This window comes from Roseicella frigidaeris, assembly GCF_003258945.1.
GTDB classification, from domain to species: Bacteria; Pseudomonadota; Alphaproteobacteria; order Acetobacterales; family Acetobacteraceae; genus Paracraurococcus; species Paracraurococcus frigidaeris.
In genome coordinates this window covers 386,874-409,455 of the sequence record NZ_QLIX01000002.1, presented here as the reverse complement: position 1 = coordinate 409,455, position 22,582 = coordinate 386,874, and the positions used below count along the sequence as shown (strand labels likewise).

26 protein-coding genes are annotated in these 22,582 nt (G+C 72.8%); 20 read left to right on the top strand and 6 right to left on the bottom strand.

The annotated features are described in order from the left end of the window. Positions 1-53 precede the first annotated feature (53 nt). The 4 genes from DOO78_RS04755 to DOO78_RS04740 are packed head-to-tail and all read left to right on the top strand — an operon-like array spanning position 54 to position 3,947. A complete protein-coding gene (locus DOO78_RS04755) occupies positions 54-1,271 on the top strand; it encodes a vWA domain-containing protein (RefSeq protein WP_243634369.1) in 1,218 nt (405 codons plus the stop codon). Continuing rightward, positions 1,268-1,588 carry an XdhC family protein gene (locus DOO78_RS04750; RefSeq protein WP_111468570.1) on the top strand — a complete coding sequence of 107 codons (321 nt, stop codon included), beginning with the start codon at positions 1,268-1,270 and terminating at the stop codon, positions 1,586-1,588. The genes DOO78_RS04755 and DOO78_RS04750 overlap by 4 nt, the downstream gene beginning before the upstream one ends. Continuing rightward, positions 1,585-2,301 carry an XdhC family protein gene (locus DOO78_RS04745; RefSeq protein WP_111468569.1) on the top strand — a complete coding sequence of 239 codons (717 nt, stop codon included), beginning with the start codon at positions 1,585-1,587 and terminating at the stop codon, positions 2,299-2,301. Before DOO78_RS04750 ends, DOO78_RS04745 begins: the two co-directional genes overlap by 4 nt. Continuing rightward, positions 2,298-3,947 carry an NTP transferase domain-containing protein gene (locus DOO78_RS04740; protein WP_111468568.1) on the top strand — a complete coding sequence of 550 codons (1,650 nt, stop codon included), beginning with the start codon at positions 2,298-2,300 and terminating at the stop codon, positions 3,945-3,947. The genes DOO78_RS04745 and DOO78_RS04740 overlap by 4 nt, the downstream gene beginning before the upstream one ends. A gap of 27 nt (positions 3,948-3,974) precedes the next feature. On the opposite strand, the gene DOO78_RS04735 is transcribed toward DOO78_RS04740, so the two are convergent. After that, on the bottom strand, positions 3,975-5,267 hold the full coding sequence (locus tag DOO78_RS04735; RefSeq protein WP_111468567.1) for an amidase: 1,293 nt from the start codon (positions 5,265-5,267) through the stop codon (positions 3,975-3,977). A 147-nt stretch (positions 5,268-5,414) separates the two neighbouring features. On the opposite strand from DOO78_RS04735, the gene DOO78_RS04730 reads away from it, so the two are divergent. From DOO78_RS04730 to DOO78_RS04715, 4 genes are all read left to right on the top strand, one after another. After that, positions 5,415-5,654: a hypothetical protein gene (locus DOO78_RS04730; protein WP_111468566.1), complete on the top strand. Its 240-nt coding sequence runs from the start codon at positions 5,415-5,417 to the stop codon at positions 5,652-5,654. Between the two features lie 184 nt (positions 5,655-5,838). Beyond that, a complete protein-coding gene (locus DOO78_RS04725) occupies positions 5,839-6,345 on the top strand; it encodes a hypothetical protein (RefSeq protein ID WP_243634367.1) in 507 nt (168 codons plus the stop codon). Positions 6,346-6,355: 10 nt separating this feature from the next. Next, positions 6,356-6,808 carry a hypothetical protein gene (locus tag DOO78_RS04720; protein ID WP_128079998.1) on the top strand — a complete coding sequence of 151 codons (453 nt, stop codon included), beginning with the start codon at positions 6,356-6,358 and terminating at the stop codon, positions 6,806-6,808. Positions 6,809-6,862: 54 nt separating this feature from the next. Continuing rightward, positions 6,863-8,119: an MFS transporter gene (locus tag DOO78_RS04715; RefSeq protein WP_111468563.1), complete on the top strand. Its 1,257-nt coding sequence runs from the start codon at positions 6,863-6,865 to the stop codon at positions 8,117-8,119. A gap of 21 nt (positions 8,120-8,140) precedes the next feature. Here the strand turns inward: DOO78_RS04715 and DOO78_RS04710 are convergent, their stop codons facing one another. After that, positions 8,141-9,712 (bottom strand): GMC oxidoreductase, encoded by a 1,572-nt coding sequence (locus DOO78_RS04710; protein WP_111468562.1) that lies wholly within the window; start codon positions 9,710-9,712, stop codon positions 8,141-8,143. 168 nt (positions 9,713-9,880) lie between these two features. Between DOO78_RS04710 and DOO78_RS04705 the strand changes: the two genes are divergently transcribed. From DOO78_RS04705 to DOO78_RS04680, 6 genes are all read left to right on the top strand, one after another. Next, entirely contained in the window at positions 9,881-10,354 is a 474-nt protein-coding gene (locus DOO78_RS04705; protein WP_111468561.1) for a DoxX family protein, read from the top strand. 1 nt (position 10,355) lies between these two features. Continuing rightward, positions 10,356-10,802, top strand: a complete 447-nt coding sequence (locus DOO78_RS04700) for a cupin domain-containing protein (protein WP_111468560.1) — start codon at positions 10,356-10,358, stop codon at positions 10,800-10,802. Between the two features lie 5 nt (positions 10,803-10,807). Further along, the gene (locus tag DOO78_RS04695) at positions 10,808-11,713 is read left to right on the top strand and encodes an SMP-30/gluconolactonase/LRE family protein (RefSeq protein ID WP_111468559.1); all 906 of its coding nucleotides are present in this window, start codon (positions 10,808-10,810) and stop codon (positions 11,711-11,713) included. Beyond that, complete coding sequence (locus tag DOO78_RS04690) at positions 11,704-12,591, top strand: VOC family protein (protein WP_111468558.1); 888 nt, start codon at positions 11,704-11,706, stop codon at positions 12,589-12,591. The genes DOO78_RS04695 and DOO78_RS04690 overlap by 10 nt, the downstream gene beginning before the upstream one ends. A gap of 55 nt (positions 12,592-12,646) precedes the next feature. Continuing rightward, positions 12,647-12,997 carry a RidA family protein gene (locus DOO78_RS04685; RefSeq protein WP_111468557.1) on the top strand — a complete coding sequence of 117 codons (351 nt, stop codon included), beginning with the start codon at positions 12,647-12,649 and terminating at the stop codon, positions 12,995-12,997. A 364-nt stretch (positions 12,998-13,361) separates the two neighbouring features. Then, positions 13,362-14,105 carry a CHAP domain-containing protein gene (locus DOO78_RS04680; RefSeq protein WP_111468556.1) on the top strand — a complete coding sequence of 248 codons (744 nt, stop codon included), beginning with the start codon at positions 13,362-13,364 and terminating at the stop codon, positions 14,103-14,105. 15 nt (positions 14,106-14,120) lie between these two features. Here DOO78_RS04680 and DOO78_RS04675 read toward each other — a convergent pair whose 3' ends face one another. Next, positions 14,121-15,050 (bottom strand): 3-hydroxyacyl-CoA dehydrogenase, encoded by a 930-nt coding sequence (locus DOO78_RS04675; protein ID WP_111468555.1) that lies wholly within the window; start codon positions 15,048-15,050, stop codon positions 14,121-14,123. Positions 15,051-15,144: 94 nt separating this feature from the next. On the opposite strand from DOO78_RS04675, the gene DOO78_RS04670 reads away from it, so the two are divergent. The 5 genes from DOO78_RS04670 (at position 15,145) to DOO78_RS04650 (ending at position 19,385) form a co-directional block, all read left to right on the top strand. Beyond that, on the top strand, positions 15,145-15,357 hold the full coding sequence (locus DOO78_RS04670) for a hypothetical protein (protein WP_111468554.1): 213 nt from the start codon (positions 15,145-15,147) through the stop codon (positions 15,355-15,357). Next, positions 15,357-16,127, top strand: coding sequence for a hypothetical protein (locus DOO78_RS04665; protein WP_111468553.1), 771 nt, complete (start codon positions 15,357-15,359; stop codon positions 16,125-16,127). Before DOO78_RS04670 ends, DOO78_RS04665 begins: the two co-directional genes overlap by 1 nt. Then, complete coding sequence (locus DOO78_RS04660; protein WP_111468552.1) at positions 16,124-17,260, top strand: toxic anion resistance protein; 1,137 nt, start codon at positions 16,124-16,126, stop codon at positions 17,258-17,260. Before DOO78_RS04665 ends, DOO78_RS04660 begins: the two co-directional genes overlap by 4 nt. Positions 17,261-17,265: 5 nt before the next feature. Beyond that, positions 17,266-18,231 (top strand): tripartite tricarboxylate transporter substrate-binding protein, encoded by a 966-nt coding sequence (locus DOO78_RS04655; protein ID WP_165838718.1) that lies wholly within the window; start codon positions 17,266-17,268, stop codon positions 18,229-18,231. Between the two features lie 86 nt (positions 18,232-18,317). After that, the gene (locus DOO78_RS04650) at positions 18,318-19,385 is read left to right on the top strand and encodes an alcohol dehydrogenase (protein WP_111468550.1); all 1,068 of its coding nucleotides are present in this window, start codon (positions 18,318-18,320) and stop codon (positions 19,383-19,385) included. A 51-nt stretch (positions 19,386-19,436) separates the two neighbouring features. On the opposite strand, the gene DOO78_RS04645 is transcribed toward DOO78_RS04650, so the two are convergent. The 3 genes from DOO78_RS04645 to DOO78_RS04635 form a co-directional block, all read right to left on the bottom strand. Next, positions 19,437-20,072: a nitroreductase family protein gene (locus DOO78_RS04645; RefSeq protein WP_207802785.1), complete on the bottom strand. Its 636-nt coding sequence runs from the start codon at positions 20,070-20,072 to the stop codon at positions 19,437-19,439. Positions 20,073-20,166: 94 nt separating this feature from the next. Next, positions 20,167-20,931, bottom strand: a complete 765-nt coding sequence (locus DOO78_RS04640; protein ID WP_111468548.1) for a bestrophin-like domain — start codon at positions 20,929-20,931, stop codon at positions 20,167-20,169. 468 nt (positions 20,932-21,399) lie between these two features. Next, positions 21,400-21,885, bottom strand: a complete 486-nt coding sequence (locus tag DOO78_RS04635) for a cupin domain-containing protein (RefSeq protein ID WP_111468547.1) — start codon at positions 21,883-21,885, stop codon at positions 21,400-21,402. A 70-nt stretch (positions 21,886-21,955) separates the two neighbouring features. On the opposite strand from DOO78_RS04635, the gene DOO78_RS04630 reads away from it, so the two are divergent. Further along, positions 21,956-22,537 carry a cysteine dioxygenase family protein gene (locus DOO78_RS04630; protein ID WP_111468546.1) on the top strand — a complete coding sequence of 194 codons (582 nt, stop codon included), beginning with the start codon at positions 21,956-21,958 and terminating at the stop codon, positions 22,535-22,537. The last annotated feature ends 45 nt before the right edge of the window (positions 22,538-22,582 follow it).

The window sequence follows — 22,582 nt, the reverse complement described above, 5'->3', positions numbered from 1 at the left end:
CGCCATGTCCGGCCCCGCCGCGACGGCGCCCGCATGATCGGAGGTTCCGAGGGATGAGCGAGTTCGCCGCCATGCCGGCGCTGATCAAGCCCTCGGGGACGGCGCTCGCCGGCAACCTGCTGGCCTTCGGCCGGCTGCTCCGGCGGGCCGGCCTGCCGGTCGGCCCGGCCGAGAGCCTGGCCGCCGCCGAGGCGCTCACCCTGGTCGATATCGGCGACCGCCGGCAGGTGCATGCCGCGCTGCGGGCGGCGATGGTCCGCCGGCACGAGCAATTCGACGTCTTCGACCAGGCCTTCCTGCTGTTCTGGCGCGACCCCGAGGCCGGCCGCAACGCCGCCGCCATGGCCCTGCTGGACGGGTTCAAGGAGCGGCAGAAGCCCCCCCCCTCCAGCCGCCGGGTCGCGGAGGCAATGACCCCGCCGCGCCAGCCGCCGCAGCCGCCGCCCGAGCCGGAGGAGCGGCCGCCGCTCGAGGTGGCGATGACGGTCAGCGAGCGCGAGCGCCTGCAGAGCATGGATTTCGAGGCCATGTCGGCGGCTGAGATCGCCGCGGCGAAGCGCGAGATCCAGAAGCTCGTCCTGCCGCTCGAGGATCGCCCGACGCGCCGCTTCCGGCCCGACCCGGAAGGGCCGGGCGTCGATCTCCGCGCCACCATCCGCGCCAGCCTGCACCAGGGCGGCGAGATCCTCACCCTCGCCCGCCGCCGCAAGGTCACGCGGCCGCCGCCGCTGGTCGCGCTCTGCGACATCTCCGGCAGCATGGCCCGCTACGCGCAGATCCTGCTGCATTTCCTGCATGCCGTGACCAATGACCGCGACCGGGTGCACAGCTTCCTCTTCGGCACGCGCCTGACCAATGTCACCCGGCAGCTCCGCCACCGCGACGCCGAGGTGGCCTTCGAGCTGGTCTCGCATGTCGTGCCCGACTGGTCCGGCGGCACGCGCATCGGCGAGGCGATCGAGCTGTTCAACCGGCAATGGGCGAGGCGCGTGCTCGGCCAGGGCGCCGTGGTGCTGCTGATCACGGATGGGCTGGATCGCGACGGCGCCAAGGGGCTCGCCGAGGCGACCGACCGGCTGCGCCGCTCCTGCCGCCGCCTGGTCTGGCTGAACCCGCTGTTGCGCTACGAGGGCTTCCAGCCCAGATCCCAGGGGATCCGGGCGATGCTGCCGCATGTGGACGAGTTCCGCCCCGTGCATAATCTGCACAGCCTGCGGGCGCTGGTGGAAAGCCTGAGCCGGCCGCAGCCCGGGAGGAGAATCGCAGCATGAGTGATTCCGAGGATGTGCTGGCGACCGCCGCCGCCTGGCGGGCGGCCGGCGAACCCGTGGCCCTGGCCACGGTGGTGGAGACCTGGGGCTCCTCGCCCCGCCCCGCCGGCTCGCGGCTGGCGGTGAGCGCCACCGGCAAGCTCGCCGGCAGCGTCTCCGGCGGCTGCATCGAGGGCGCGGTCGCCGATGCGGCGCAGCAGACCATGCGGACCGGCTCGCCGCAGCTGCTCGATTTCGGCATCTCCGACGAGCGGGCCTGGGAGGTGGGGCTCGCCTGCGGCGGCAAGCTGAAGGTCTTCGTGGAGAAGCTGGCGTGACGCCGGCGCTCCTCGCCGCGCTGCAGGCGGCGCAGGCCGCCAAGCGCCCGGTCGCGCTGCTGACCCGGCTCTCGGATGGCGAGCAATGCCTCTGGCCGGATGCCGCCCTGCCCGGCGCCCTCGCCGAGGCGGCCGAGGCGGCGCTGCGCGACGACGCGGCCGCCAACCTCACCCTGGATGGCGAGGCCTGGTTCGTGCACCCGCACAACCCGCCGCTCCGCCTCATCGTGGTCGGCGCCGTGCATATCGCGCAGGCGCTGGTGCCGATGGCGCAGACCACCGGCTTCGCGGTCACCGTCGTCGATCCGCGCCGCGCCTGGGCGACGGCCGACCGCTTCCCGGGCATCACGCTGATCCATGAATGGACCGACGACGCCATGCGCGCCCTCGCGCCGGATGCGCGGACCGCGGTGGTGACGCTGACCCATGATCCGAAACTCGACGATCCCGCGCTCGACATCGCGTTGCGCTCCCCGTGCTTCTACATCGGCGCGCTCGGCAGCCGGCGGACGCATGCCAAGCGCGTCGCGCGCCTCGCCGAGATGGGGCATGGCGAGGCGGCGATGGCGCGCATCCGTGCCCCGGTGGGCCTCGACATCGCCGCGGTGACGGCCCCCGAGATCGCGCTCTCGATCCTCGCCGAGGTCGTCGCCGCCCGGCGCGGCGCGGCGCTGGCCCGACGCGCCGCGCCCGCCCCGGCCGCCGCGGCATGATCTTCGGGCCGACACCGCTGGACGAGGCGCGCGGCGCCATCCTCGCCCATACCATCCGCCTGCCGGGCCGGGTGCTGAAGAAGGGCACCGTGCTCGACCAGGCGGCGGTCGCGGCCCTGCAGCAGGGCGGGCATGGCAGCGTGATCACGGCCCGGCTCGAGCCGGGCGACGTGCCGGAGGACGAGGCGGCCGACCGCATCGCCGATGCGCTGGTCGGGCCGCTGCTGGCGCGCTCGCGCGCCTCGACCGGCCGGGTCAACCTGCTCGCCGAGACCTCCGGCCTGCTCGTCATCGACGCGCAGCTCGTCAACCGCCTGAACGCGCTCGATGAATCGCTCACCCTGGCGACCCTCGCCTCGCACCAGCCGGTGGCGGCCAAGGAGATGCTGGCGACGATCAAGGTGATCCCCTTCGCCGTGCCCGGCCCGGTGCTGCAGGTGGCGGAGACGATGATCCGCCAGGGCCCGCCGCCGCTGGCGCTGCACCCCTTCCGCCCGCTCAAGGTCGGGCTGGTGCTGAGCGAGCTGCCGGGGGTGAAGGAGAGCGTGATGGAGGGCGCGGTCGAGGCGACGCGCGACCGGGTGGAGGCGCTCTGCGGCAGCCTGATGCCGCCGGAGCGCTGCCGGCACGAGACGACGCCGATCGCCGATGCGCTGAACCGCCTGCGCCGGCATGGCGCCCAGCTCCTGCTCGTCGCCGGCGCCTCGGCCGTGGTGGACCGGCGCGATGTCGGGCCGGCCGCCATCGTCCGGGCCGGCGGGGCGATCGACCATTTCGGCATGCCGGTCGATCCCGGCAACCTGATCTGCCTCGGCCATATCGACGACATCCCGGCGCTGGTGCTGCCCGGCTGTGCCAAGTCGCCCAAGCTGAACGGCATCGACTGGGTGCTGCAGCGCCTCTTCGCCGGCCTCGCGGTGACGCCGCGGGACGTCATGGGCATGGGGGTCGGCGGGCTGCTGAAGGAGATCGAGGCCCGCCCCCTGCCGCGGGCCGAGGCGGCCCGGGCCGCGGCGCCGACGCGCCCCCCACGCCGGCCGCGACAGGTCGCGGCGCTGGTGCTGGCGGCCGGCCGCAGCCGCCGCATGGCGCCGCTCAACAAGCTGCTGGTCGCGGACGACAAGGGCGTGCCGATGGTGGCGCGGGTGGTGGACAACGTCCTCGCCTCGCGCGCCCGGCCGGTGGTGGTGGTCACGGGCTACGAGCGTGCCCGGGTGGAGGAGGCGCTGGCCGGCCGGCCGGTCCGCTTCGCCCATGCCGAGGATTACGCCGAGGGGCTCTCCGCCAGCCTCCGCGCCGGCCTCGCCGCCCTGCCGGAGGATGTCGAGGGGGTGGTGATCTGCCTCGGCGACATGCCGCTGGTCGGCGCGGCGATGATCGACCGGCTGGCCGCCGCCTTCGATCCCGAGGAGGGCCGCGCCATCGTCATGCCGACCTTCCGCGGCAAGCAGGGCAACCCCATGCTCTGGGCGCGGGAATTCCTGCCCGAGATGATGACCATCAGCGGCGATGTCGGCGCGCGGCACCTGGCCGGCAAGCATGCCGACCGCGTCGCCGAGGTGGAGATGGCCGATGACGCGGTGCTCCGCGACTTCGACACCACCGAGGCGCTGCGGCAGGCGCCGGGCTTCGCGGGCCTGCGCTGAGCGGCCCGCCCGCCGCGGCGGGGCGGCCTATCCGGCGGCCTGCCGGACCCATTCCGCCCAGGCGAGCGCCGCCGCATCCTCCCCGAAGCCGGTGACGATCTGCACGCCGAGCGGTAAGCCTCGCGGCCCGGTGCCGGCGGGCACCGTGACGCAGGGCAGGTGCAGCAGGGTCCAGAGCGAGTTGAAGGCAGGGTCGCCGGTCCAGCCCAACCCCTCGGGCGCCTCGCCCGGGGCGCTCGGCGTCAGGATGGCATCGACCTCGCCGAACAGGTCGCGGATGGCGGCGCGCGCGGTGGCGAAGGCGGCCCGCCCCGCCGCCAGCGCCGCCGCCCCCTGGCCGGCGCCCCATTGCAGCCGCTCGCGCAGCCCGGGCGAGAGCAGCGGCGCGGCGTGGTCGAGCTCCCAGGCGAGTGCCGCCGCCGATTCGCCGTTCATCACCAGCGGATGCGCCGCGAGGCCGGCCACCACCGCGGCCGGCATCTCGAGCGGCTGGACCACCGCCCCGGCGCGTGCCGCCGCCGTGGCCACGCGCTCCAGCAGCGCCCGCGTCTCCGGCGCCGCCTGATCCGCCGTCGGGCCCCAGCAGAGGCCGAGGCGCGGGGCGGTGCCGGGCCGCGTCTCCGGCTTGCCGTAATCCCGGCCGGTGAGGCCGCCGAGGACGAGCGCGGCATCGCCCACGCTGCGGGTGATGACGCCGATGGTGTCGAGCGATTCGCTCATCACCTTCATGCCCGCCCGGTGCAGCGTGCCGAAGCTCGGCTTGCAGCCGACGGCGCCGCAGAAGGCGGCCGGGCGGATGATGCTGCCCGCGGTCTGGGTGGCGAAGCCGGCATGGAAGACGCCGGCCGCGGCGCCCGCCGCCGAGCCGGAGGAGCTGCCGCCCGGCGTATGCGCGGGATTGGCCGGGTTGGTCGTCGGCCCGGGATGGCGGGTGGCGAATTCGGTGGTGACGGTCTTGCCGAGGATCACCGCCCCGGCCCGGCGACCGAGCGCCACGCAGGCCGCGTCGCTGCGCGGCCGATGCCCGGCCCAGATCGGCGAGCCGTACTGGGAGGGCTGGTCGGCGGTGTCGAGCACGTCCTTCACGCCGAGCGAGAGGCCGTGCAGCGGCCCGGCGGCACGGCCGGCGCGCCGGGCGGCATCGAGCGCCCGCGCCTGGCGCAGGGCGAGGGCCGGGTCGAGCCAGGCGAAGGCGCGCAGGACCGGTTCGCGGTCCGCGATGCGGGCCAGCAGCGCCTCCGTCATCTCGACGGCGGAGAGGCTGCCCTCGGCGAGGCGCCGTGCGGCCTGGGTGGCGGGAAGGTCGGCGGGATCGGTCATGGCATCGTCCGGGGCAAGCGGCCCTGGCCAAGTTGACCCCGGGCGCCGGATTTCGGCAAACCCGCGCGCCGCCGCCCGCCGCGGCAAGAAAGTGGTCGGACTTCCATGCCAGTGCTGGCGGCGCGCAGCCTTCGCGGGGGGTATCCGATGCAGCGAGCGATCATCCTGCTGGCCGCCGGGCTTGGTCTCGGCGCCGCCAGCCTGGCCGGGGGCGCGGCGGAGCCGCCGAAGCCCGGGGCCATCGCGCCGCCGGCGCCGCCGAGCGCCAGCGCGCCGCCCGCCCCGGGCCCGGGGCGCTGCACCTGGGACAAGCCCTGCCGGAGCGCCCTCAACGAGGCCTTCGTCTATACGCCCTCCGGCGACCGGCGCTACCTGACCCACCGCTGATAGCGGCGGGGCCGGAGCATCGTCCGTTCACGCCGGTTCCCGGCACATGCTCCAGCCTGTTGCCTTCAGAGCATCGTCACCCGATCAGGTGATCCCATCTGACCGGGATCTGCTCGAGGGGCCGCGGAGGCCGCGGGGCGGGCCGACCCTTTCCTCCGGCGGCCCCGGTCCCCACTCTCAGATGATGTCCGGTCCCATCCGCGTCGCCCGCACCCCGGCCGGCGCCCTTGCCTATGCCGTCCCGGTGCCGCCGGAGCGCCTGCCCGCCGTGCAGCCCGCCGCCCTGCTCTCCGCTTGGACCCTCGCGCGCCATGCCGCGGCGCGGCATCTCTGGGGCGCGCCGCGGCTGCTGCATTTCGCCCGGCCCGATGGCGAGTCGACGGAGATCGCCATCACCGATGCCGATGCCGGCTGCTGGGCGGAGGCGATCGATTCGGCGGTCGGGCTCGGGACGCTGCCGGGCCTCGCGCTGTGCCTGCGCCTGCTCGCATTGGTCGAGGTGCTCGGCCGGGTGCCCGCCCTCGCCCCCCTCTTCGACGTCACGCCCGAGGGCATCGAGCTGCATCCGGCGCTGCTCGACGCCGCCGCCTCCATGCCGCTCGATCCCGGGGCGAGGTTCGACGAGGCCGGGCTTCGGCGGCTATTGTCGGATCGTCTGCCGCCAGGCGCCGAGCAGCGCCGCATTGCATGAGATGATCCGCATGATCCGCCCCCTGCCCTGTCCGCCCCATGCCGCGAAGCCCCTGTTGCGGGCCATGCTGCCGGGGCTGGCGCTGGCCGGCCTCGCCGCCTGCGCCGGAGGCGGCCGCGATCCGGCGATCGCCCCCCTCAGCTTCACGCCGCCGCCGCGCGAGGGCGCGCCGCCGGTCATCCCGAGCAATCCCGGCGGGGTCTATGTCGCGCCGCCGCCGGGCCGGGCGGTGCAGGACCAGGCGGCGATCGCCGCCGCCTGCCGCCGCGACGCCGACCGGATCATCGTCACCCGCGACCGCGGCCAGCTCATGCGCGAGGACGAGCGGGATTCCCGCGTCGGCTCGCAGGCCAGCATCTATTCGCAGCGCGCCGAGACCGACCGGCTGGGCCGTCTCTTCGAGCGCGACCGCCTGGCCGACCAGTGCGTCCAGGAGAACACCCGCACGCCGCCGCAGCGCTGAGGATGCGCCGCCGCTTCCCGGCCCGCCGCCCCGCCGCCCGCCGGCGGTAGCGGCATGGCCAGCTTCGGGGCGCTTGGGCGAGCCCTCTCGCATCGCGACGCGCAGATCTTCTTCGGCGCCTCGCTGCTCTCCTGGACCGGCCTCTGGGCGCACCGGATGGGCGTCTCCTGGCTCGCCTGGGAAATGACGCACAGCGCCTTCTGGGTCAGCATGTGCGCCTTCTCCGACCTCGCCCCGGCGGTGATCTTCAGCCCCATCGCCGGGGCGGTCGCCGACCGCATGGACCGGGTGCGGCTGACCATGCTCTCCCAGGCGGTCATCGCCTGCGAGGCGGCGCTGGTCGCCACCATGGTGGCAACGGGCGAGATCAGCATCGGCCTCCTGCTGGCCTGCGAGGCGATGAGCGGCACGGCGGCGAGCTTCTCGCAGCCGGCGCGGCAGAGCCTGATGCCGGGGCTGGTGCCGCGCGCCGACCTGCCGGCGGCGGTCGCCTGCAACTCGCTCTGCTTCAACGTCGCCCGCTTCATCGGCCCGGTCATCGCCGGGCCGCTGATCGCCACCAGCGGCGTGGTGCCGGCGATCCTGTTCAATTGCCTCGCCTATGTGCTCGCCTGCGCCAGCATGCCGCTGCTGCGGGTCGAGGCCTCGCAGCGCCGCGGCCATGCGCCCGAGGGCAGCGTCTGGGCCGAGGCGGCGGCCGGCTTCCGCTATGCCGGGCGGCACCCTGGCATCGGGCCGCTGCTGATCTTCGCCGCCATCTGCGCCGTGCTGATGCGCGGCGTGCAGGAGATCCTGCCGCCCTATGTCGAGCGGCTGTTCCATCGCGGGCCGGAAGGGCTCGGCCTGCTGACGGCCTGCATCGGCGTCGGCGCGCTGATCACCGGGCTCTGGGTGGCCAATCGCGGCCGCATGCAGGGCACGACGCGCATCGCCGTCGGCGCGGTGGGCGTGCAGGCGATCTGCACCATCGGCTTCGTTGCCACCGGCTTCTTCCCCTTCGCCCTGCTCTGCGCCGCGGCGATGGGGGCGGCGGGCTCGGCGCATGGCATCACCACCCAGACCCTGGTGCAGAACGCCGCCGATGCGAGCATGCGCGGCCGGGTCCTCAGCCTCTGGGGGCTCATCACCCGGGCCTGCCCGGCGCTCGGCGCGCTCCTGTTGGGCACGCTCGGCGAGCTGTTCGGGCTGCGCCTGCCGACCATCCTGGCGATGCTGCTGGCGCTCGGCGTGCTCGCCTGGGGCTGGCGCCGCCTGCCCGGGATGACGGCGGCGCTCGAGGAGCGGCCGGAGCCGACGGCCGGCGCCCGCTGAAGGCGGCGGCGCAGCGCCGCCTCAGCCTCCCGCCAGCCGCTCGGCGATCCGGTCGCCGACCCGCAGCGCATTGGCGATGATGGTGAGCGTCGGGTTCACTGCGCCGATCGAGGGGAAGAAGCTCGCATCGGTGACGTAGAGGTTGTCGAGCTCATGCGCCCGGCAGTCCAGGTCGAGCACCGCGCCGGCCGGGTCGGGGCCGAAGCGCAGCGTGCCGGCCTGATGTGCGGTGCCGCCGATCGGGATGTCGCGCCCGAGATAGAGCCGGCGGTCGAGCAGATGCGGGTGGATGTCGAGCCGGTCGCAGAGCCCGCGCAGCTTCTCCCGCAGCCGGCGATGCGCCTCCATGTTGGTCTCGGTCAGGTCGAGATGCACCTTGCCGTCGCGGTAGTGGATGCGGTTCTCCGGCAGCGGCAGATCCTCGGAGGTGAGCCAGAAATCCACCGAATGCCGCGCCACCCAGTCGAAGGGCCGGGTGGGCAGCCATTGCAGGGCATCGGGCAGGCCCTCGGCCTCGATCTGGACGCCGTCCGACTTGCCGAGCATCTGGATATGGCCGAGCGGGTAGTCCCAGTCGGGCGCGCCGAGATAGAAGTCGTTCAGGCCGATGGTCTTCTGGAAGCGCGTCGGGTTCGGCCGGCGGGAGATCGCCATCACCGCCGCATTGTTGTGCCGCATGTAGTTCCGCCCGACGAGGCCGGAGCCGTTCGCCAGCCCGTCCGGATGCGCGTCGCTCGCCGAGCGGAGCAGCAGCAGCGCCGAGGAGAGCGCGCCGCAGGCGACGACGACGCAATCGGCCGCGAAGCGGAGCCGCTCCTCGCCGCGGATGGCCTCGACCTCGGTCACCACCCGTCCCAGCGGGTCCGTGTGCAGCCGCTCGACATAGGTGCCGGTCATCAGGGTGAGGTTCGGATGCGCTCGCAGCGCCGGGTCGACGCAGATCACCTGCGCATCCGCCTTGCCGTTCACCAGGCAGGGGAAGCCATCGAAGGTGGAGCAGCGGATGCAGGGCGAATGCGGCGTCGGCTCGCCTCCCTTCTCCTCCAGCCGCACGCCGATCGGCAGGTGGAAGGGATGGTGGCCTTCGTGCCTCAGCCCGTCGAAGAGCTCCTGCATCCGCGGCTCGTGCGAGACCGGCGGATGCGCGTAGGGCTTGGCGCAGGGCGGCTCGGTCGGATCCTCGCCGCGCAGCCCGTGCACCTGGTAGAGCTCCTCGGCCGCCTGGTAGTAGGGCTCGAAGACGTCGTAGCCGAGCGGCCAGGCGGGCGAGACGCCATCCGGATGCCGGATCTCGCCGAAATCCTCCAGCCGCAGCCGGAAGAGCACGGCGCCATAGACCTTGCTGTTGCCGCCGACGGCATAGTGCAGGCCGGGATGGAAGCTGTCCCCGGCCGCATTGGTCCAGGTCTCCGGCGCCTGGTAGCGGCCTTCCAGGAAGACGGCGCGGCTGTCCCAATTCTCCTTCTCGCGGCGCAGGTACTCGCCGCGCTCGAGCAGCAGGATCCGCTTGCCGGTCTGGGCCAGGCGCCAGGCCATGGTGCCGCCGCCGGGGCCGGAGCCGATGATGATCACGTCGTAGCGTTCGGCTGCCATGGCAGGCCCGTCCCTCGCAGCTTGCTCCGGCGGGACGGCCAACGCCAGGGGCCCGGCCGCCGTTCCGCCACGGCGCCGCCCGGCCGCGGAACCGCCGCCCCGCCCCGGCGATAGGGCCGCCATGCAATGGGCCGCCCCGCCTTGCGGCGATGCGCGGCGGAGGGCGGCATGACCTCTGGTTTCGCGGTGACGCTCGGGGTCCGGCTGATGCTGGTGATCCTGTTCCTGCCCTTCAGCGCGCTCGACAAGATCCTCAACTTCCAGGGCGCGGTCGGACAGGCGCGCGAGATCGCGCCGAACGCCGCCCTCGCCCGGCTGCTGATCCTCTGCGGGCTCGGCATCGAGATCCTGGCCCCGCTCGGGATCCTGACCGGCATCGCCGACAGGCTCGCCGCGCTGGTCCTTGCCGGCTACTGCGTGGCGACGGCGCTGCTCTGGAAGCGCTTCTGGCAGCCCGGCGATTTCTGGCAGGCCGGCGAGAGCCGGGGGCGGAACCTGTTCTGGGACTTCCTGAAGAACGTCTCCCTCGCCGGCGGCTTCCTGGTGCTGGCCTTCGGCGCGGGCACGCTCTCGCTCGGGAGCTTCCTGGCCGATCCCTTCGGCTCCTCCCACCCCTATGCCGCCTGGACGATCGGAGGCTGAGATGAGCGACGCCGCGCCACGCATCCCCTACTGGCATCTCTGGACCGACGCGCAGGGCATCAGCCGGCAGACCCGCTGCAGCCTGACCGAGTTCGCCCTGCACTCGATGAACCCGCCGGCGGCACCGCAATGGCAGGGGCAGAAGACGCATGGCGGCATGACGGTGATGGTGACGGTGCAGCCGGTGGGCTGGGTCGGCGCCTGGCACGAGAACCCGCGGCCGCAATGGATCATCCCCCTCTCCGGCCGCTGGTTCGTCGAATCCATGGATGGGCAGCGGGTCGAGATGGGCCCGGGCGAGATCTCCTTCGGCGAGGATCAGGGCACGCGCGAGCGGGACGGCCGCAAGGGCCATCTCTCCGGCACGGTCGGCGACGGGCCGGCGGTGCTGATGGTGGTGCAGATGGATGCGCCGCCCGACCTCGCCACGCCCTGCCGGTTCCGGTAGCGGCCATGGACGGCTTCGAGATCCACGACCGGCGCTTCGCGCGTTACGTCCTCGACAATGCGCCGCTCGAGTTGCTCGCCGAGGGCTTCCGCTGGGTCGAGGGGCCGGTCTGGATGGGCGATGCCGACTGCCTGTTGTTCCAGGACCTGCCGCGCAACCGGACGATGCGCTGGACGGAGGAGAGGGGCGTCAGCACCTACCGCGCCCCGTCGGACTACGCGAACGGCCAGACGCGCGACCGCCAGGGGCGGCTGATCGCCTGCTCGCATCGCGGGCGCTGCCTCTACCGCACCGAATGGGACGGCACGGTGACGCGCCTCGTCACGCATCACGACGGCAAGCGGCTCAACGCGCCGAACGACGTGGTGGTGAAGTCGGACGGCAGCATCTGGTTCTCCGACCCGCTCTACGGCATCCAGACCGACTACGAGGGCGGCCGGCAGGTGTCCGAGCAGCCGCCGGCGCTCTACCGCCTCGACCCCGGAAGCGGCGAGATCCGCTGCATGGCCGGGGATTTCGACGGGCCGAACGGCCTCGCCTTCTCGCCCGACGAGCGCCGCCTCTATGTGGCCGAGACGGGCGACCAGACCGGCGAGGCGCCGAAGCAGCATATCCGCGTCTTCGACGTCGCGCTGGACGGGCGGCGCCTGTCGGGCGGCGAGGTCTTCCACACGGTCTCGCCCGGCTATTGCGACGGGATGCGGGTGGACGAGGACGGCAATCTCTGGTCGAGCGCCGCCGATGGCGTGCACTGCATCAGCCCGGAGGGAGGGCTGCTCGGCAAGGTCCTGGTGCCGCACCGCGTCTCCAACCTCACCTTCGGCGGCCCGGCGAGGAACCGGTTGTTCATCGCCGCCTCGCACAGCCTCTATGCCATCTTCCTCAATCGCCGCGGCGCGCAATGGCCCTGAGCGCGGAGGCGGCGCGCAGCGGCTGGCGGATCGCCGCGATCGGCCTCAGCACCGGCTGCGTGGCGCGTCTCGCGGCGTTCTACGAGGCGGCCTTCGGCTGCCGCCCGGAGGGGCCGGCGCTGGCCGGCGCGGCCATCAGGCGCCTGACCGGCCTGCCCGGCCAGGGCACGCTGCAGCGCCTCCGCCTCGGCGCGCAGGCCATCGAGCTCTGGGCCGCCGACCCGCCCGGCCGCCCCTACCCCGTCGATAGCCGGAGCTGCGATCTCTGGTTCCAGCACATGGCGATCGTCGTCGCCGATATGCGCGCCGCCTATGCGCAGCTGCTGCGCCAGCCGGGCTGGAACCCGATCTCGGTCGATGGGCCGCAGCGCCTGCCGGCCAGCTCCGGCGGCGTCACCGCCTTCAAGTTCCGCGATCCCGAGGGGCATCCGCTGGAGCTGCTGGAATTCCCGGCGGACCGCTGGCCGCCGGCCTGGCGCGGCGCGCCTGGCGGCCCGTGCCTCGGCATCGACCATTCGGCCATCGCGGTCTCGGACAGCGCGGCCAGCATCGCCTTCTATGCCGCGCTCGGCTTCGCCGTCGCCGGCGGCAGCGCCAATGCCGGGCCGGAGCAGGCGCGGCTGGACGGCCTGCCGGGCGCCGAGGCCACGGTGACGGCGCTGCGCCCCGCCGCGGCCCCGCCGCATCTCGAGCTGCTCGGCTATGCGCCGGCGCTGCGCCCACGGCCGCGCCCGGTGGATCTGCGCGAGACGGATCTGGCCGCGACGCGGCTGCGGCTGGTGCCCACCGGCGCGCCGGACGATCCCGCCCCCGGCGCGGCGCGCCTGCTGCGCGACCCGGACGGCCACGGGCTGGTTCTCGCCGGCGCCCCCGGCTGACGCCACCGGCTTTCCGGTCTAGAACCGCCTCTCCCGCAACGGAGAGGCCCCGCCGATGTCCAAGATCAACCGCCAGGGCAGCAATGCCATCCTCTCGACCTCGGTCGAGTACCACAACTTCGTCTTCCTCGCCGGCATCACCGCCGATGACCTCTCGAAGGACATCACCGGCCAGACCGAGGAGGTGGTCGCCAAGATCGACCGGGCGCTGGAGAACAACGGCACCGACAAGACCCGCCTGCTGACGGCGCAGATCTGGGTGAAGCACATCACCGACCGCGACGCGATGAACAAGGTCTGGGTGTCCTGGCTCGGCGATGCCGGCCGTCCGGCGCGGGCCTGCGTCGAGGCCAACATGGCGGATTCGCGCCATCTGGTGGAAATCATGGTCACGGCCTGCCGCTGAGGCTGGCCTGTTGCACCTTCCAGGCAGGAACGCCTGGAAGGTGCATGACTCGGCTCGATATTCCCCGCATGCCGTGGCCGATCTGCTGCCGCGCTACCGTTGCAATCCTGTCGCCACACTGTTGCAGACGTTTTCAATCCTCGTATTTTTAGGACATCAGTCCCTTTGCGCTGCTCAAGGCAAGCGCTGATCTGACAAATCAAACGCCATTTCGATGTGTTTCACTGCACCGCATTGTCGGTTCCGTGACCGCTTGTTACCCGAAAGACCGTGATGGCTCCGTGAGGCGTGAGGTCAAGGTGCGCTCAAAGCACCGGGCGTCGCCGGCGTCGTTGCGGCAGGGGTAAGAACGGGGGCAGGCAATATGCGCGTCGTGGACACGACCCTGGCAGTGTGCGTGGCTTTTGGTTTTAGTATCGTAATAAATTCCGCCGATGCCGCCAGCACGGGCCGGCCGGCCGGCCATGCCGCGAAGCGCCACCCGCACGCCGTCGCCACGTCGCAGAAGCATGCCCACAAGGCGCATCGCGCCGCCCGTCGCGGCAGTGCCAGCCTGGCCAGCGTCGGCGGCATTTCCTGCGTCCCCTATGCGCGCGACGTCACCGGCATGCAGATCCGCGGCAATGGCGGCGATTGGTGGGCGAACGCGGCCGGCCGCTACGATCGCGGCCAGCGCCCGGAGCCGGGGTCCATCATGGCCTTCCGCTCCACCAACGGCATGCGCCTCGGCCATGTCGCCGTGGTCAGCCGCGTCCTCGGCCCGCGCCACGTGCTGATCGACCACGCCAATTGGGGGGGCGCCGGCCTCCGCAAGGGCATGATCATGCACAACATCAACGTCGTCGACGTCTCCGAGGCGAATGACTGGTCGGCGGTGCGGGTGCAGCTCGGCTACGACACGACGAGCTTCGGCAAAACCTATCCCACCTACGGTTTCATCTACAACCGCCCCGACGACATGCCGGCGACCCGCTTCGCCGCCATCCAGCCCATGCAGCGCAGCATGCGCTTCGAGCAGCTCGCCGAGATGCCGGTCAGCGCGCGGCCTTCCGCCTTCGAGACGCTGGCCGACATGACCGTCAGCCAGGCCAGCGCCGCCCGGCGCTGAGGCCGGCGCCGCGCCTCAGCCCGGCTGGCCGCGCCTGTGGGCGATCAGCGCCATCAGGCGCCGGTCGCGCCAGGCGCTCCGTGCCTCGATCTGGTCGAGCGGCAGCGCCGCGCGCCGCTCCGCCGTCACCCGCCCGACCGTCGGCGCGTCGTAGTCGTAGGGCGTCTGCTCCTCGGTGATGCCGCCCATCAGCGGGCCGAAACGCCCGACATAGTCCTCGACGCCGCCCGGCGCGTTGAGGTCGATGGTCTCGAAGGGCCCCATGAAGGACCAGCGCAGGCCGAGCCCTTCCCGGACGCAGGCATCGATATCCGCGGGCGCCATCACGCCGTCCCGCACCATGCGGAAGGCCTCCGCCAGCAGCGCCGCCTGCAGCCGGTTCAGGACGAAGCCCGGCGTCTCCTTGAAGGCCGTCACCGGCACCTGGCCGACGCGCTGCATCAGCGCCCGGGTGCGGGCCACCACCGCCGGCTCCGTCCAGGGCGCGCCGACCAGCTCGACCAGCGGCACGAGATAGGGCGGGTTCACCGGATGCGCGACGAGGCAGCGGCCGCGGCCGGGCAGGTTGCCGGTGAAGTCGCTCGCCGGGATGCCGGAGGTGGAACTGGCCAGCGGCACCTCCGGCGGGCAGAGGCGGTCGAGCTCGGCGAAGAGGTCCTGCTTCGGGGCCAGCCGCTCCGGCCCGTTCTCCTGCACATGGATCGCGCCGGCGACGCAGTCGGCCAGCGTCGCGGCGGGGGTGATGCGGGCAGCGATTACCTCGGGCGCCTCCTGCACCAGCCCGGCGGCCCGGAGGTCGGCCAGGCTGGCGCCGATCAGCCCCATGGCGCGGTCGGCGACGCCCTCCGCCTTGTCCCAGAGCGAGACGGCGAGCCCGGCACGCGCGAAGACCATCGCCCAGGCGCGGCCGATGAGCCCCGCCCCCACCACGGCCACCTTGTCCATGCTGCGCTCCCGCCTGTCATGCATCGTTACAAAGGCATCGTTACGGGGACGCCGCTTGATCCGCCGCCCGCTTCACGCGATGTAACGCCGCGCAATGGACACGCGCAACGCGCCTCCCCTGAACGCCGCCCCCCCGGGGGCAGGGCCGTGGCAGGAGCCCACCAGGGCCACTCCGTCGGGCGCCTCGTCGCCGCCGGCGCTGCATACCCCGCTCGTCTGGGCGTGGGGCAGCGCGCTGCTGACCGCGACCCTCTGGCTGACCGGCATGATCGCGCTGTTCCGCGCCATCGCCAGCCTGTTCGACTGATGCTCCGCGACCTGCTCGCCGGCTGGATCGGGCTGCGCACCCGCCTGCGTGGCTATGCGCTGCCGATCGTCGCCTCGCCCCTGCTGGCCGCCGCGCTCATCGCCGCGCTCGGCGGCGACAACCGGATCGTCACCGGCTCCCTGCTCGGCTTCGGGGCCAGCCTGCTGGCGACGCGGGTGCTGCGCCGCGGCCGGCTGGGCGACGCCAACCGCGCCGCCTGGATCATGGCCGCCGGCACCGGCCTGGCGGCGCATATGGCCGCCGGCATGGGCACGATCTTCCCCTTCGTGATGGCCGCCGGCGCCCTCTACGGCACCCGGCTCACCTATACCGCGCTGCCCGAGGCGCCGCCTCCCCCGCCGCCGCCCGAGCCGGTGCCGGAGCCCGTGCCGCCCGCCGCGCCGCCAGCCCTGATCGAGGAGAGCCGCGGCCGGCTGGCGCGCATCGAGACGGTGGCGCAGCGGCGCGGCGACTGGCGGCTGCAGGGCGTCGCGGCGGCGATGGGCGGGGTGCTGGACGACCTCGTCCAGCGGCCGGACCGTCTGCCGATGGCCCGCCGCTTCCTCACCGTGCAGCTCGACGGGCTGGACCGGATCGTGCAGCGGCTGGAGGCGGGCGCGGCGCCGCCCGAGACCCTGCCCGGGCTGCTCGACGAGCTGACCCAGACCGCCGGCGAGCTGCGGCAGCGCCTGTCGCGCGAGGAAAGCGAGGCGCTGGAGATCCAGGTGAAGGTCCTCTCGGACCGCTTGCGTGAGGAAGGCTACCGATGAGCGGCCGCGAGACACGGACGGCGCAGACCCCGCTGCGCGACATCACCCCCGAGGCGCTGGAGGCGGCGCTGCAGACGGTGCCCGAGGGGCGCGAGGCGGAGGTGCAGGCGCTCGCCGCCCGCATCGACATCGCCGATCCCGGCAGCATCCTCCGCTTCGGCCAGGATGCGCAGAACCGCGCGACATTGGCTGCCGATGCCATGCTGGAGGGGGCCCGCAACCGCGAGGCCGGCGAGGCCGGCGTCACCCTCTCGACCCTGCTCGGCACGCTGCGCGGCTTCGACATGCGCGGCCTGGCCGAGAAGCCCGGCTTCTTCGCGCGCATCTTCAACAAGGCCGGCACCGAGACGGCCAAGGTCGTGCAGCGCTACGAGACCATCAAGGGCCAGGTGGAGGAGGTCGGCGACCGGCTGGACAGCCACCGCACCCGGCTGCTCGAGGATGTGGAGAAGCTGGAGCGGCTCTACCGCGCCACGCTCGACTGGTTCCACGCCCTCGGCGACCACATCGCCGCCGGCGAGACGGTGCTGCGGCGGGTCGACGAGGAGGCGGTCCCCGCCATGGCGCGGGAGGTGGAGAATGGCGACAGCGTCGCGGCGCAGCGGCTGCGCGACCTGCGCAGCGCCCGCGACGAGCTGGAGCGGCGGGTGCACGACCTGCGGCTGACCCGGCAGGTGGCGATGCAGGCCCTGCCCTCCATCCGGCTGATCCAGGAGAACGACAAGGCGCTCGCCGCCAAGATCCAGAGCGTCATCGCCAACACCGTGCCGCTTTGGCGGCAGCAGCTCGCCCAGGCGCTCGCCATCCAGACCATGCGCGAGGCCGGGCGCACGCTGAAGGAGGCGACCGACCTGACCAACGACCTGCTGGTCGGCAATGCCGAGCGGCTGCGCCAGGGCAATGCCGAGGCGCGGGTGCAGCTCGAGCGCGGCGTCTTCGACATCGAGGCGGTGAAGAAGGCGAATGCCTCGCTGGTCGCCACCATCGAGGACAGCCTGCGCATCGCCCAGGACGCCCAGGCGCAGCGGGCTAGCGCGACCAAGGAGCTGGAGAAGGCGGAGGCGGAGATCCGCCGCGCCCTGCTGGCGGCGCGGGCCAGCGGCGGCAGCACCGCCGGCGCCCGCCCCGGCTGAGGCCGGTGCGCCGCCGCGGCCTCCTCGCCCTCCCCGCCGCGGCGGCCTTGCCGGCCGCATCGGGGAGTGCCGAGGCCTGGCCCACCGGGCCGATCCGCCTCATCGCCCCCTTCCCGCCCGGCGGCAGCGTCGACACCATCCTCCGGCTCCTCGCGCCGTCGCTGCAGGCGGGCCTCGGCGTGCCGGTGGTGGTGGAGAACCGCTCGGGTGCCGCCGGCGCGCTTGGCACCGCGGCGGCGGCGCGCGCGGCGCCGGACGGCCAGACATGGGTGCTGGTCTTCGACAGCCATGCGACGATCAACGCGCTGAACCCGCAGGCCGGCTTCGATGCGCGGCGCGACTTCGCGCCGGTGATGCTGGTGGCGACGGCGCCGATGCTGCTGGCGACGCCGGTCGGGCGCCCCTGGACCCGACTCGCCGAGGTCGTCGCGGCGGCGCGCGCCAGGCCCAACAGCCTCACCTACGGTACAGTCGGCGCCGGCAGCCTCGCCCATCTCACCATGGAGGTCTGGCAGCGCGAGGCCGGGCTTCGGCTGGTGCATGTGCCCTATCGCGGCGGCGGGCCGCTCGCCGCCGCCGCGGCGGCGGGCGAGGTCGATCTCGTCATCGCCTCGCGCGTCGGCCTTGGCGGGCAGGTCGGGACCCGGCTGCGGCCGCTGGTGCAGAGCGGGGCGCGCCGCGCCGCCGGCCTGCCGGATCTGCCGAGCTTCGCCGAGGCGGGCTTCCCGGGCGTCGCGGCGGAGGCCTTCTGGGGCATGCTCGGGCCGGCGGGCGTGCCGGCGCCGATCCTCGGCCGATTCCATGCGGCGCTCGCCGCCGCCCTCGCCGAGCCAGGGCTGCGCCAGCGGCTGGAGGAGGGCCAGGGCGTCGATGTCGTCGCCTCCACCCCCGCGGAATTCGGCGCCTTCCTCGACCGGCAGATCGCCCTCTGGGGCCAGGTGGTGCGGGAGCGCGGCATCACGGCGGATTAGGCGCTGCCGCCCTTCCCGGCACGCCTTGACCGCCGGGGCCGGCGGTTGTCCCATGCGCGCCCTTAGTCCTTGCGGGAGAGAACGCCATGCGTGCCTGGGCCGTCGTCGAGACCGGCAAGCCGTTGCAGGAGATCGAGATGCCGACGCCGGAGCCGAAGGGCGCCGAGGTCCTGCTCGAGGTCACCCATGCCGGCGTCTGCCATTCCGACCTGCATATCTGGGAGGGCGAGTACGATCTCGGCTCGCGCGGCAAGATGCGCCTGACCGATCGCGGCGTGGTGCTGCCGCTGGCGATGGGCCATGAGATCGTCGGCCGGGTGGTCAAGCTCGGCCCCGATGCCGCCGGCCAGGGCACCAAGGTCGGCGATCTCCGCGTCGTCTATCCCTGGGTCGGCTGCGGCAAATGCGCGGTCTGCCAGAAGGACGAGGAGAATATGTGCCTGACGCCGCGCAGCCTCGGCGTCTACCAGAATGGCGGCTATGCGACGCATGTACTGGCGACGCATGTGAAGCATCTGGTCGATATCGAGGGCGTGGATCCGGCGCTGGCCGCGACCTATGCCTGCTCCGGCATCACCGTCTACTCGGCGATCAACAAGCTGATGCCGATCGAGCCGAACGAGCCGATCGTGCTCGTCGGCGCGGGCGGCCTCGGGCTGAACGCCATCGCCATTCTGAAGGCGCTTGGCCACAAGCGCATCTGCGTCGTCGATGTCGACCAGAAGAAGCTCGACGCGGCGAAGGAGCAGGGCGCGACCGAGACCGTGCTGGCGAGCAACGAGGGCACGACGCAGCGCATCGTCGAGGCCTGCGGCGGGCCGGTGGCCGGCGTGATCGACCTGGTCAACGGCACCCAGACGGCGCGCTTCGCCTTCGACGCGCTGCGCAAGGGCGGCAAGCTGGTGCAGGTGGGCCTCTTCGGCGGCGAGATGCAGATCCCGCTGCCGCTGATGCCGATCCGCGCCATCACCATCCAGGGCAGCTATGTCGGCAACGTCAAGGAGCTGCGGGCGCTGATCGACATCGCCAAGAAGGGCCAGATCCCGGCGATTCCGGTCGAGAAACAGCCGCAGAAGAATGCCGATGCGGTGCTCAACCGGCTGAAGAACGGCCAGATCACCGGCCGCGTGGTGCTGGTCGGCGCGGCCGCCTGACGCATCGGCCGGGGATGCGCCCGCATCCCCGGCCGGCCCGGCGGCGGCGGTTCAGCCCTCCCGCGCCGCCTGCCAGGGCTCGCCCCAATTGTCGAGATAGGTGATCTCGTCCAGCGGCCCGCGGCCGACCGGGCCGAATTTCCCCATCGGCCAGCCGATCGGCAGGATGGCGTAGCTATGCACGCCGGGCGGCAGGCCGAGCGCCGCCTCGGCCTCCGCCTCGAACAGCAGATGCCGGGTGGTCAGCGTCGAGCCCAATCCGAGCGCCCGGGCGGCGAGCAGCATGTTCTGCACCGCCGGATAGATGGAGGCGCCGGACCAGCGCGTCGGCTTCTCCTCCAGCAGGCAGGCGACGATCCAGACCGGCGCCTCGTGGAAATGCTCGGTCAGGTATTCGACGGCGCGGTGCTGGCGGGCGTATTTCGCCGCATCCGCCCCGGGCGGCGGCGGGCTGTTCGCATAGCGCGGGCCGATCACCTCGTCATAGGCCCGCTTGTACCAGGCCTGCACGGCGCGCTTGCGGGCCGGATCCTTCAGCACCAGGAAGCGCCAGCGCTGGGTGTTGCCGCCATTCGCCGCGGCGGTGCCGGCGCGGAGGATGCGCAGGATCAACTCGTCCGGCACCGGGTCCGGCTTCAGCCGCCGCATCGCCCGCGTGCCGTGGATGATCTCGAACAGGTCGCTCATGCCGCTGCCTCCCTTAGCCATGGAGCCTCCCATGGCGGATGCGGCACGGCCAGGGGCTAGGCCTGGGGCAGATCGCCGCCGGACAGGATCTGCTCTAACGGGGGTCGATCGCCCGCAGCGCCGCCTGCAGGGGCGCATTCGACAGATGCATCAGCCCATCGAAGGGCCGATCGAGCTCGATGATGAGGAAGAGCGCGCTGGCGACGGCGAGGGCGCCGATCAGCATCGACGCCGCGACGGTGGGGTTGGGCCGGGCCAGCAGGCCGAAGCCGAGGAACAGGATCGTCAGCCAGAAGAGCAGCACGCCGAGGAAGGGGCCCGGCAGGGCGCTCTCCTGCCGGGCCGCCATCAGCGTGCGGGTGCGCGTGATCGCCTCGGCGAGGTCCAGGGCGAGGTCGAGATCATGCCGCTGCGCCTGGGTCCCGGGCTGCAGCCGCCGCAGGGCTTCGTTCAGCGGCTCCAGCAGGTTCTGCTCGGCCGCGGGCAGCATCAATGCCGAGCGGACGCCATCGGCGGTCATGATGACCCCGAACTCGGCCCGCACATCCTGCCGCAGCACCAGGCGGACCTCCTGCGCCGCCGGGCCGTAGCGCAACAGCACGCGATCGAGGGTGACGAGATCGGCCGCCAGGGCGAGCAGGTTTTCCCCCTGGTTGCGGTAGACGCCCTGCGCCGTGTTGACCAGCAGGCCCAGCACCAGCGCCGCCATGCTGGCGACCAGCGCCAGCACGAGGTGCATCGCCTCCCGCGATTCGGCTTCCAGGTGATGCGCCGGCAGGACCGAGCGCAGCCACAGGCCGAGCAACGACGCCAGGAGGCTGAGGCCGAGGGCGATCGCGGCCAGGCCCAGCGCGCTCATGGGCAAGCCACGTCCCTTGCATCACGGCCCAGACCGCGCTGCGACATCCTCATTCCCCCGGCAAGGCGGGCCCTGCCTGGCCGCCATCCCGGGATCATCCCTCCTGACGGGGCACAGCGCCATCGGGATCGTCGCACAGGGCGCGTCCCGCGCTTCCCTTTGCGAAAGCATTTCCCGTCCGGGTGAAGACGCTCGAACGGGTGACGGTGCTCGGAAACCACCAGGCTGGCGCATTTGCCGCGACGGCGGGTGAGCGGAAATGCTCCAGAGCGTGATCGCCTGAGGCGGAAACACCGAAGGCGTGACGCACGCGATACAACAACACGCTAGACCATGGTCCGTGAACCCGGGTGAACGGCTCTTGGTCTAGAGCAGATCCCGATCAGGTGGACTCACCTGATCAGGTGAAGATGCTCTAAAAACAACAATCTAGAGCTTTGCCGTGAACCAGATTGAACGGGAAATGCTCTAGAGCGGCCAAGCGCCGCCACGCACCGGCTCGCAGGGCGGGTCGGGGAGCTGCGTGATCTGCGGCACGGCCTCCGCGTGCTCGCCCGGGCGGCCGCGGTATTCCGTGGGCGACTGCCCCGGCGGGTAGGCCCCGACCACCAGCAGATCGCCGCTGGCGCCGAGATTGCGGTGCCCTGTGCCGGCCGGCAGCACGACCACGTCGCCGGCCGTCAGGTCCAGGGCCTGCCCCGCCTCGCCGCCCAGCATCACCCGGACATCGCCCCGGATGATCGCCAGCGCCTCATGCGCATCCGGGTGGTAGTGGTGATAGGGGTAGATGCCGTTCCGCCAGGCCGGCGGCCAGCCATGCCGGGCGAAAAGGTCCTCGACCGGCCCGGGGTCGCCGGCCGGCACCGCCGCACGGAAGAGCAGGACCGGCAATCGCGGATTGTTGGGAATCGTGCCGTCATCGGCCAGGAAGAGCAGCTCGGGATCATCGGTCATCTTGCGCCTCCGCAAACGGGCAACACGCGCGGCCGGCTAAGGTTCGCCGCCGCACAGGGAGGCCAGGGCCATGGGAACCATCCGGTTGCGCCGTTTCATCCAGGACATGACGCGGCTGGTGGAGGCCGGGGGCGCCGAGGCCTGCCTTTCCCAGGGTGCCTCTCTGCTCCGCCAGCTGGTCGCCACGGCGGACTGGCTGCCGCCGGCCTTCGCCGAGGCGGGCCCGCGCTACCGCCAGTACCTGCTGCATTGCGATCCGTTCGAGCGCTTCAGCCTGGTCAGCTTCGTCTGGGGGAAGGGGCAGCGGACGCCCATCCATGACCATGGTGTCTGGGGGCTGGTCGGCCAGCTCCGCGGCGCGGAGGTCTCGACCGAGTACCGGCTCGGGCCCGCGGGGACGCCGCCGCGGCCGGGGCGGCGGGACAGCCTGCGGCCGGGCGAGGTGGCGACGGTCAGCCAGGCCACCTACGACATCCACACCGTCGAGAATGCGGCGCCGGAGGTCAGCATCAGCATCCATTGCTATGGCGGGAATATCGGCGCGATCCGGCGCCGCAGCTTCGATCCCGAGACCGGCGCGGCACAGGCCTTCGTCTCCGGCTATGCCAATGACACCCTGCCGAACATCTGGGCGGGCAGCCCGGCGGCCTAGGCTTTTGTTTTCAGAGCATCTTCACCCGATCAGGTGAGTCCACCC

Excerpts from the sequence above, each read along its gene's own strand:
- DOO78_RS04755 (WP_243634369.1), top strand. The coding sequence starts at position 54 with ATGAGCGAGTTCGCCGCCATGCCGGCGCTGATCAAGCCCTCGGGGACG.
- DOO78_RS04750 (WP_111468570.1), top strand. The coding sequence starts at position 1,268 with ATGAGTGATTCCGAGGATGTGCTGGCGACCGCCGCCGCCTGGCGGGCG.
- DOO78_RS04740 (WP_111468568.1), top strand. The coding sequence starts at position 2,298 with ATGATCTTCGGGCCGACACCGCTGGACGAGGCGCGCGGCGCCATCCTC.
- DOO78_RS04735 (WP_111468567.1), bottom strand. The coding sequence starts at position 5,267 with ATGACCGATCCCGCCGACCTTCCCGCCACCCAGGCCGCACGGCGCCTC.
- DOO78_RS04730 (WP_111468566.1), top strand. The coding sequence starts at position 5,415 with ATGCAGCGAGCGATCATCCTGCTGGCCGCCGGGCTTGGTCTCGGCGCC.
- DOO78_RS04725 (WP_243634367.1), top strand. The coding sequence starts at position 5,839 with ATGTCCGGTCCCATCCGCGTCGCCCGCACCCCGGCCGGCGCCCTTGCC.
- DOO78_RS04720 (WP_128079998.1), top strand. The coding sequence starts at position 6,356 with ATGATCCGCCCCCTGCCCTGTCCGCCCCATGCCGCGAAGCCCCTGTTG.
- DOO78_RS04715 (WP_111468563.1), top strand. The coding sequence starts at position 6,863 with ATGGCCAGCTTCGGGGCGCTTGGGCGAGCCCTCTCGCATCGCGACGCG.
- DOO78_RS04710 (WP_111468562.1), bottom strand. The coding sequence starts at position 9,712 with ATGGCAGCCGAACGCTACGACGTGATCATCATCGGCTCCGGCCCCGGC.
- DOO78_RS04705 (WP_111468561.1), top strand. The coding sequence starts at position 9,881 with ATGACCTCTGGTTTCGCGGTGACGCTCGGGGTCCGGCTGATGCTGGTG.
- DOO78_RS04700 (WP_111468560.1), top strand. The coding sequence starts at position 10,356 with ATGAGCGACGCCGCGCCACGCATCCCCTACTGGCATCTCTGGACCGAC.
- DOO78_RS04695 (WP_111468559.1), top strand. The coding sequence starts at position 10,808 with ATGGACGGCTTCGAGATCCACGACCGGCGCTTCGCGCGTTACGTCCTC.
- DOO78_RS04690 (WP_111468558.1), top strand. The coding sequence starts at position 11,704 with ATGGCCCTGAGCGCGGAGGCGGCGCGCAGCGGCTGGCGGATCGCCGCG.
- DOO78_RS04685 (WP_111468557.1), top strand. The coding sequence starts at position 12,647 with ATGTCCAAGATCAACCGCCAGGGCAGCAATGCCATCCTCTCGACCTCG.
- DOO78_RS04680 (WP_111468556.1), top strand. The coding sequence starts at position 13,362 with ATGCGCGTCGTGGACACGACCCTGGCAGTGTGCGTGGCTTTTGGTTTT.
- DOO78_RS04675 (WP_111468555.1), bottom strand. The coding sequence starts at position 15,050 with ATGGACAAGGTGGCCGTGGTGGGGGCGGGGCTCATCGGCCGCGCCTGG.
- DOO78_RS04670 (WP_111468554.1), top strand. The coding sequence starts at position 15,145 with ATGGACACGCGCAACGCGCCTCCCCTGAACGCCGCCCCCCCGGGGGCA.
- DOO78_RS04665 (WP_111468553.1), top strand. The coding sequence starts at position 15,357 with ATGCTCCGCGACCTGCTCGCCGGCTGGATCGGGCTGCGCACCCGCCTG.
- DOO78_RS04660 (WP_111468552.1), top strand. The coding sequence starts at position 16,124 with ATGAGCGGCCGCGAGACACGGACGGCGCAGACCCCGCTGCGCGACATC.
- DOO78_RS04650 (WP_111468550.1), top strand. The coding sequence starts at position 18,318 with ATGCGTGCCTGGGCCGTCGTCGAGACCGGCAAGCCGTTGCAGGAGATC.
- DOO78_RS04645 (WP_207802785.1), bottom strand. The coding sequence starts at position 20,072 with ATGAGCGACCTGTTCGAGATCATCCACGGCACGCGGGCGATGCGGCGG.
- DOO78_RS04640 (WP_111468548.1), bottom strand. The coding sequence starts at position 20,931 with ATGAGCGCGCTGGGCCTGGCCGCGATCGCCCTCGGCCTCAGCCTCCTG.
- DOO78_RS04635 (WP_111468547.1), bottom strand. The coding sequence starts at position 21,885 with ATGACCGATGATCCCGAGCTGCTCTTCCTGGCCGATGACGGCACGATT.
- DOO78_RS04630 (WP_111468546.1), top strand. The coding sequence starts at position 21,956 with ATGGGAACCATCCGGTTGCGCCGTTTCATCCAGGACATGACGCGGCTG.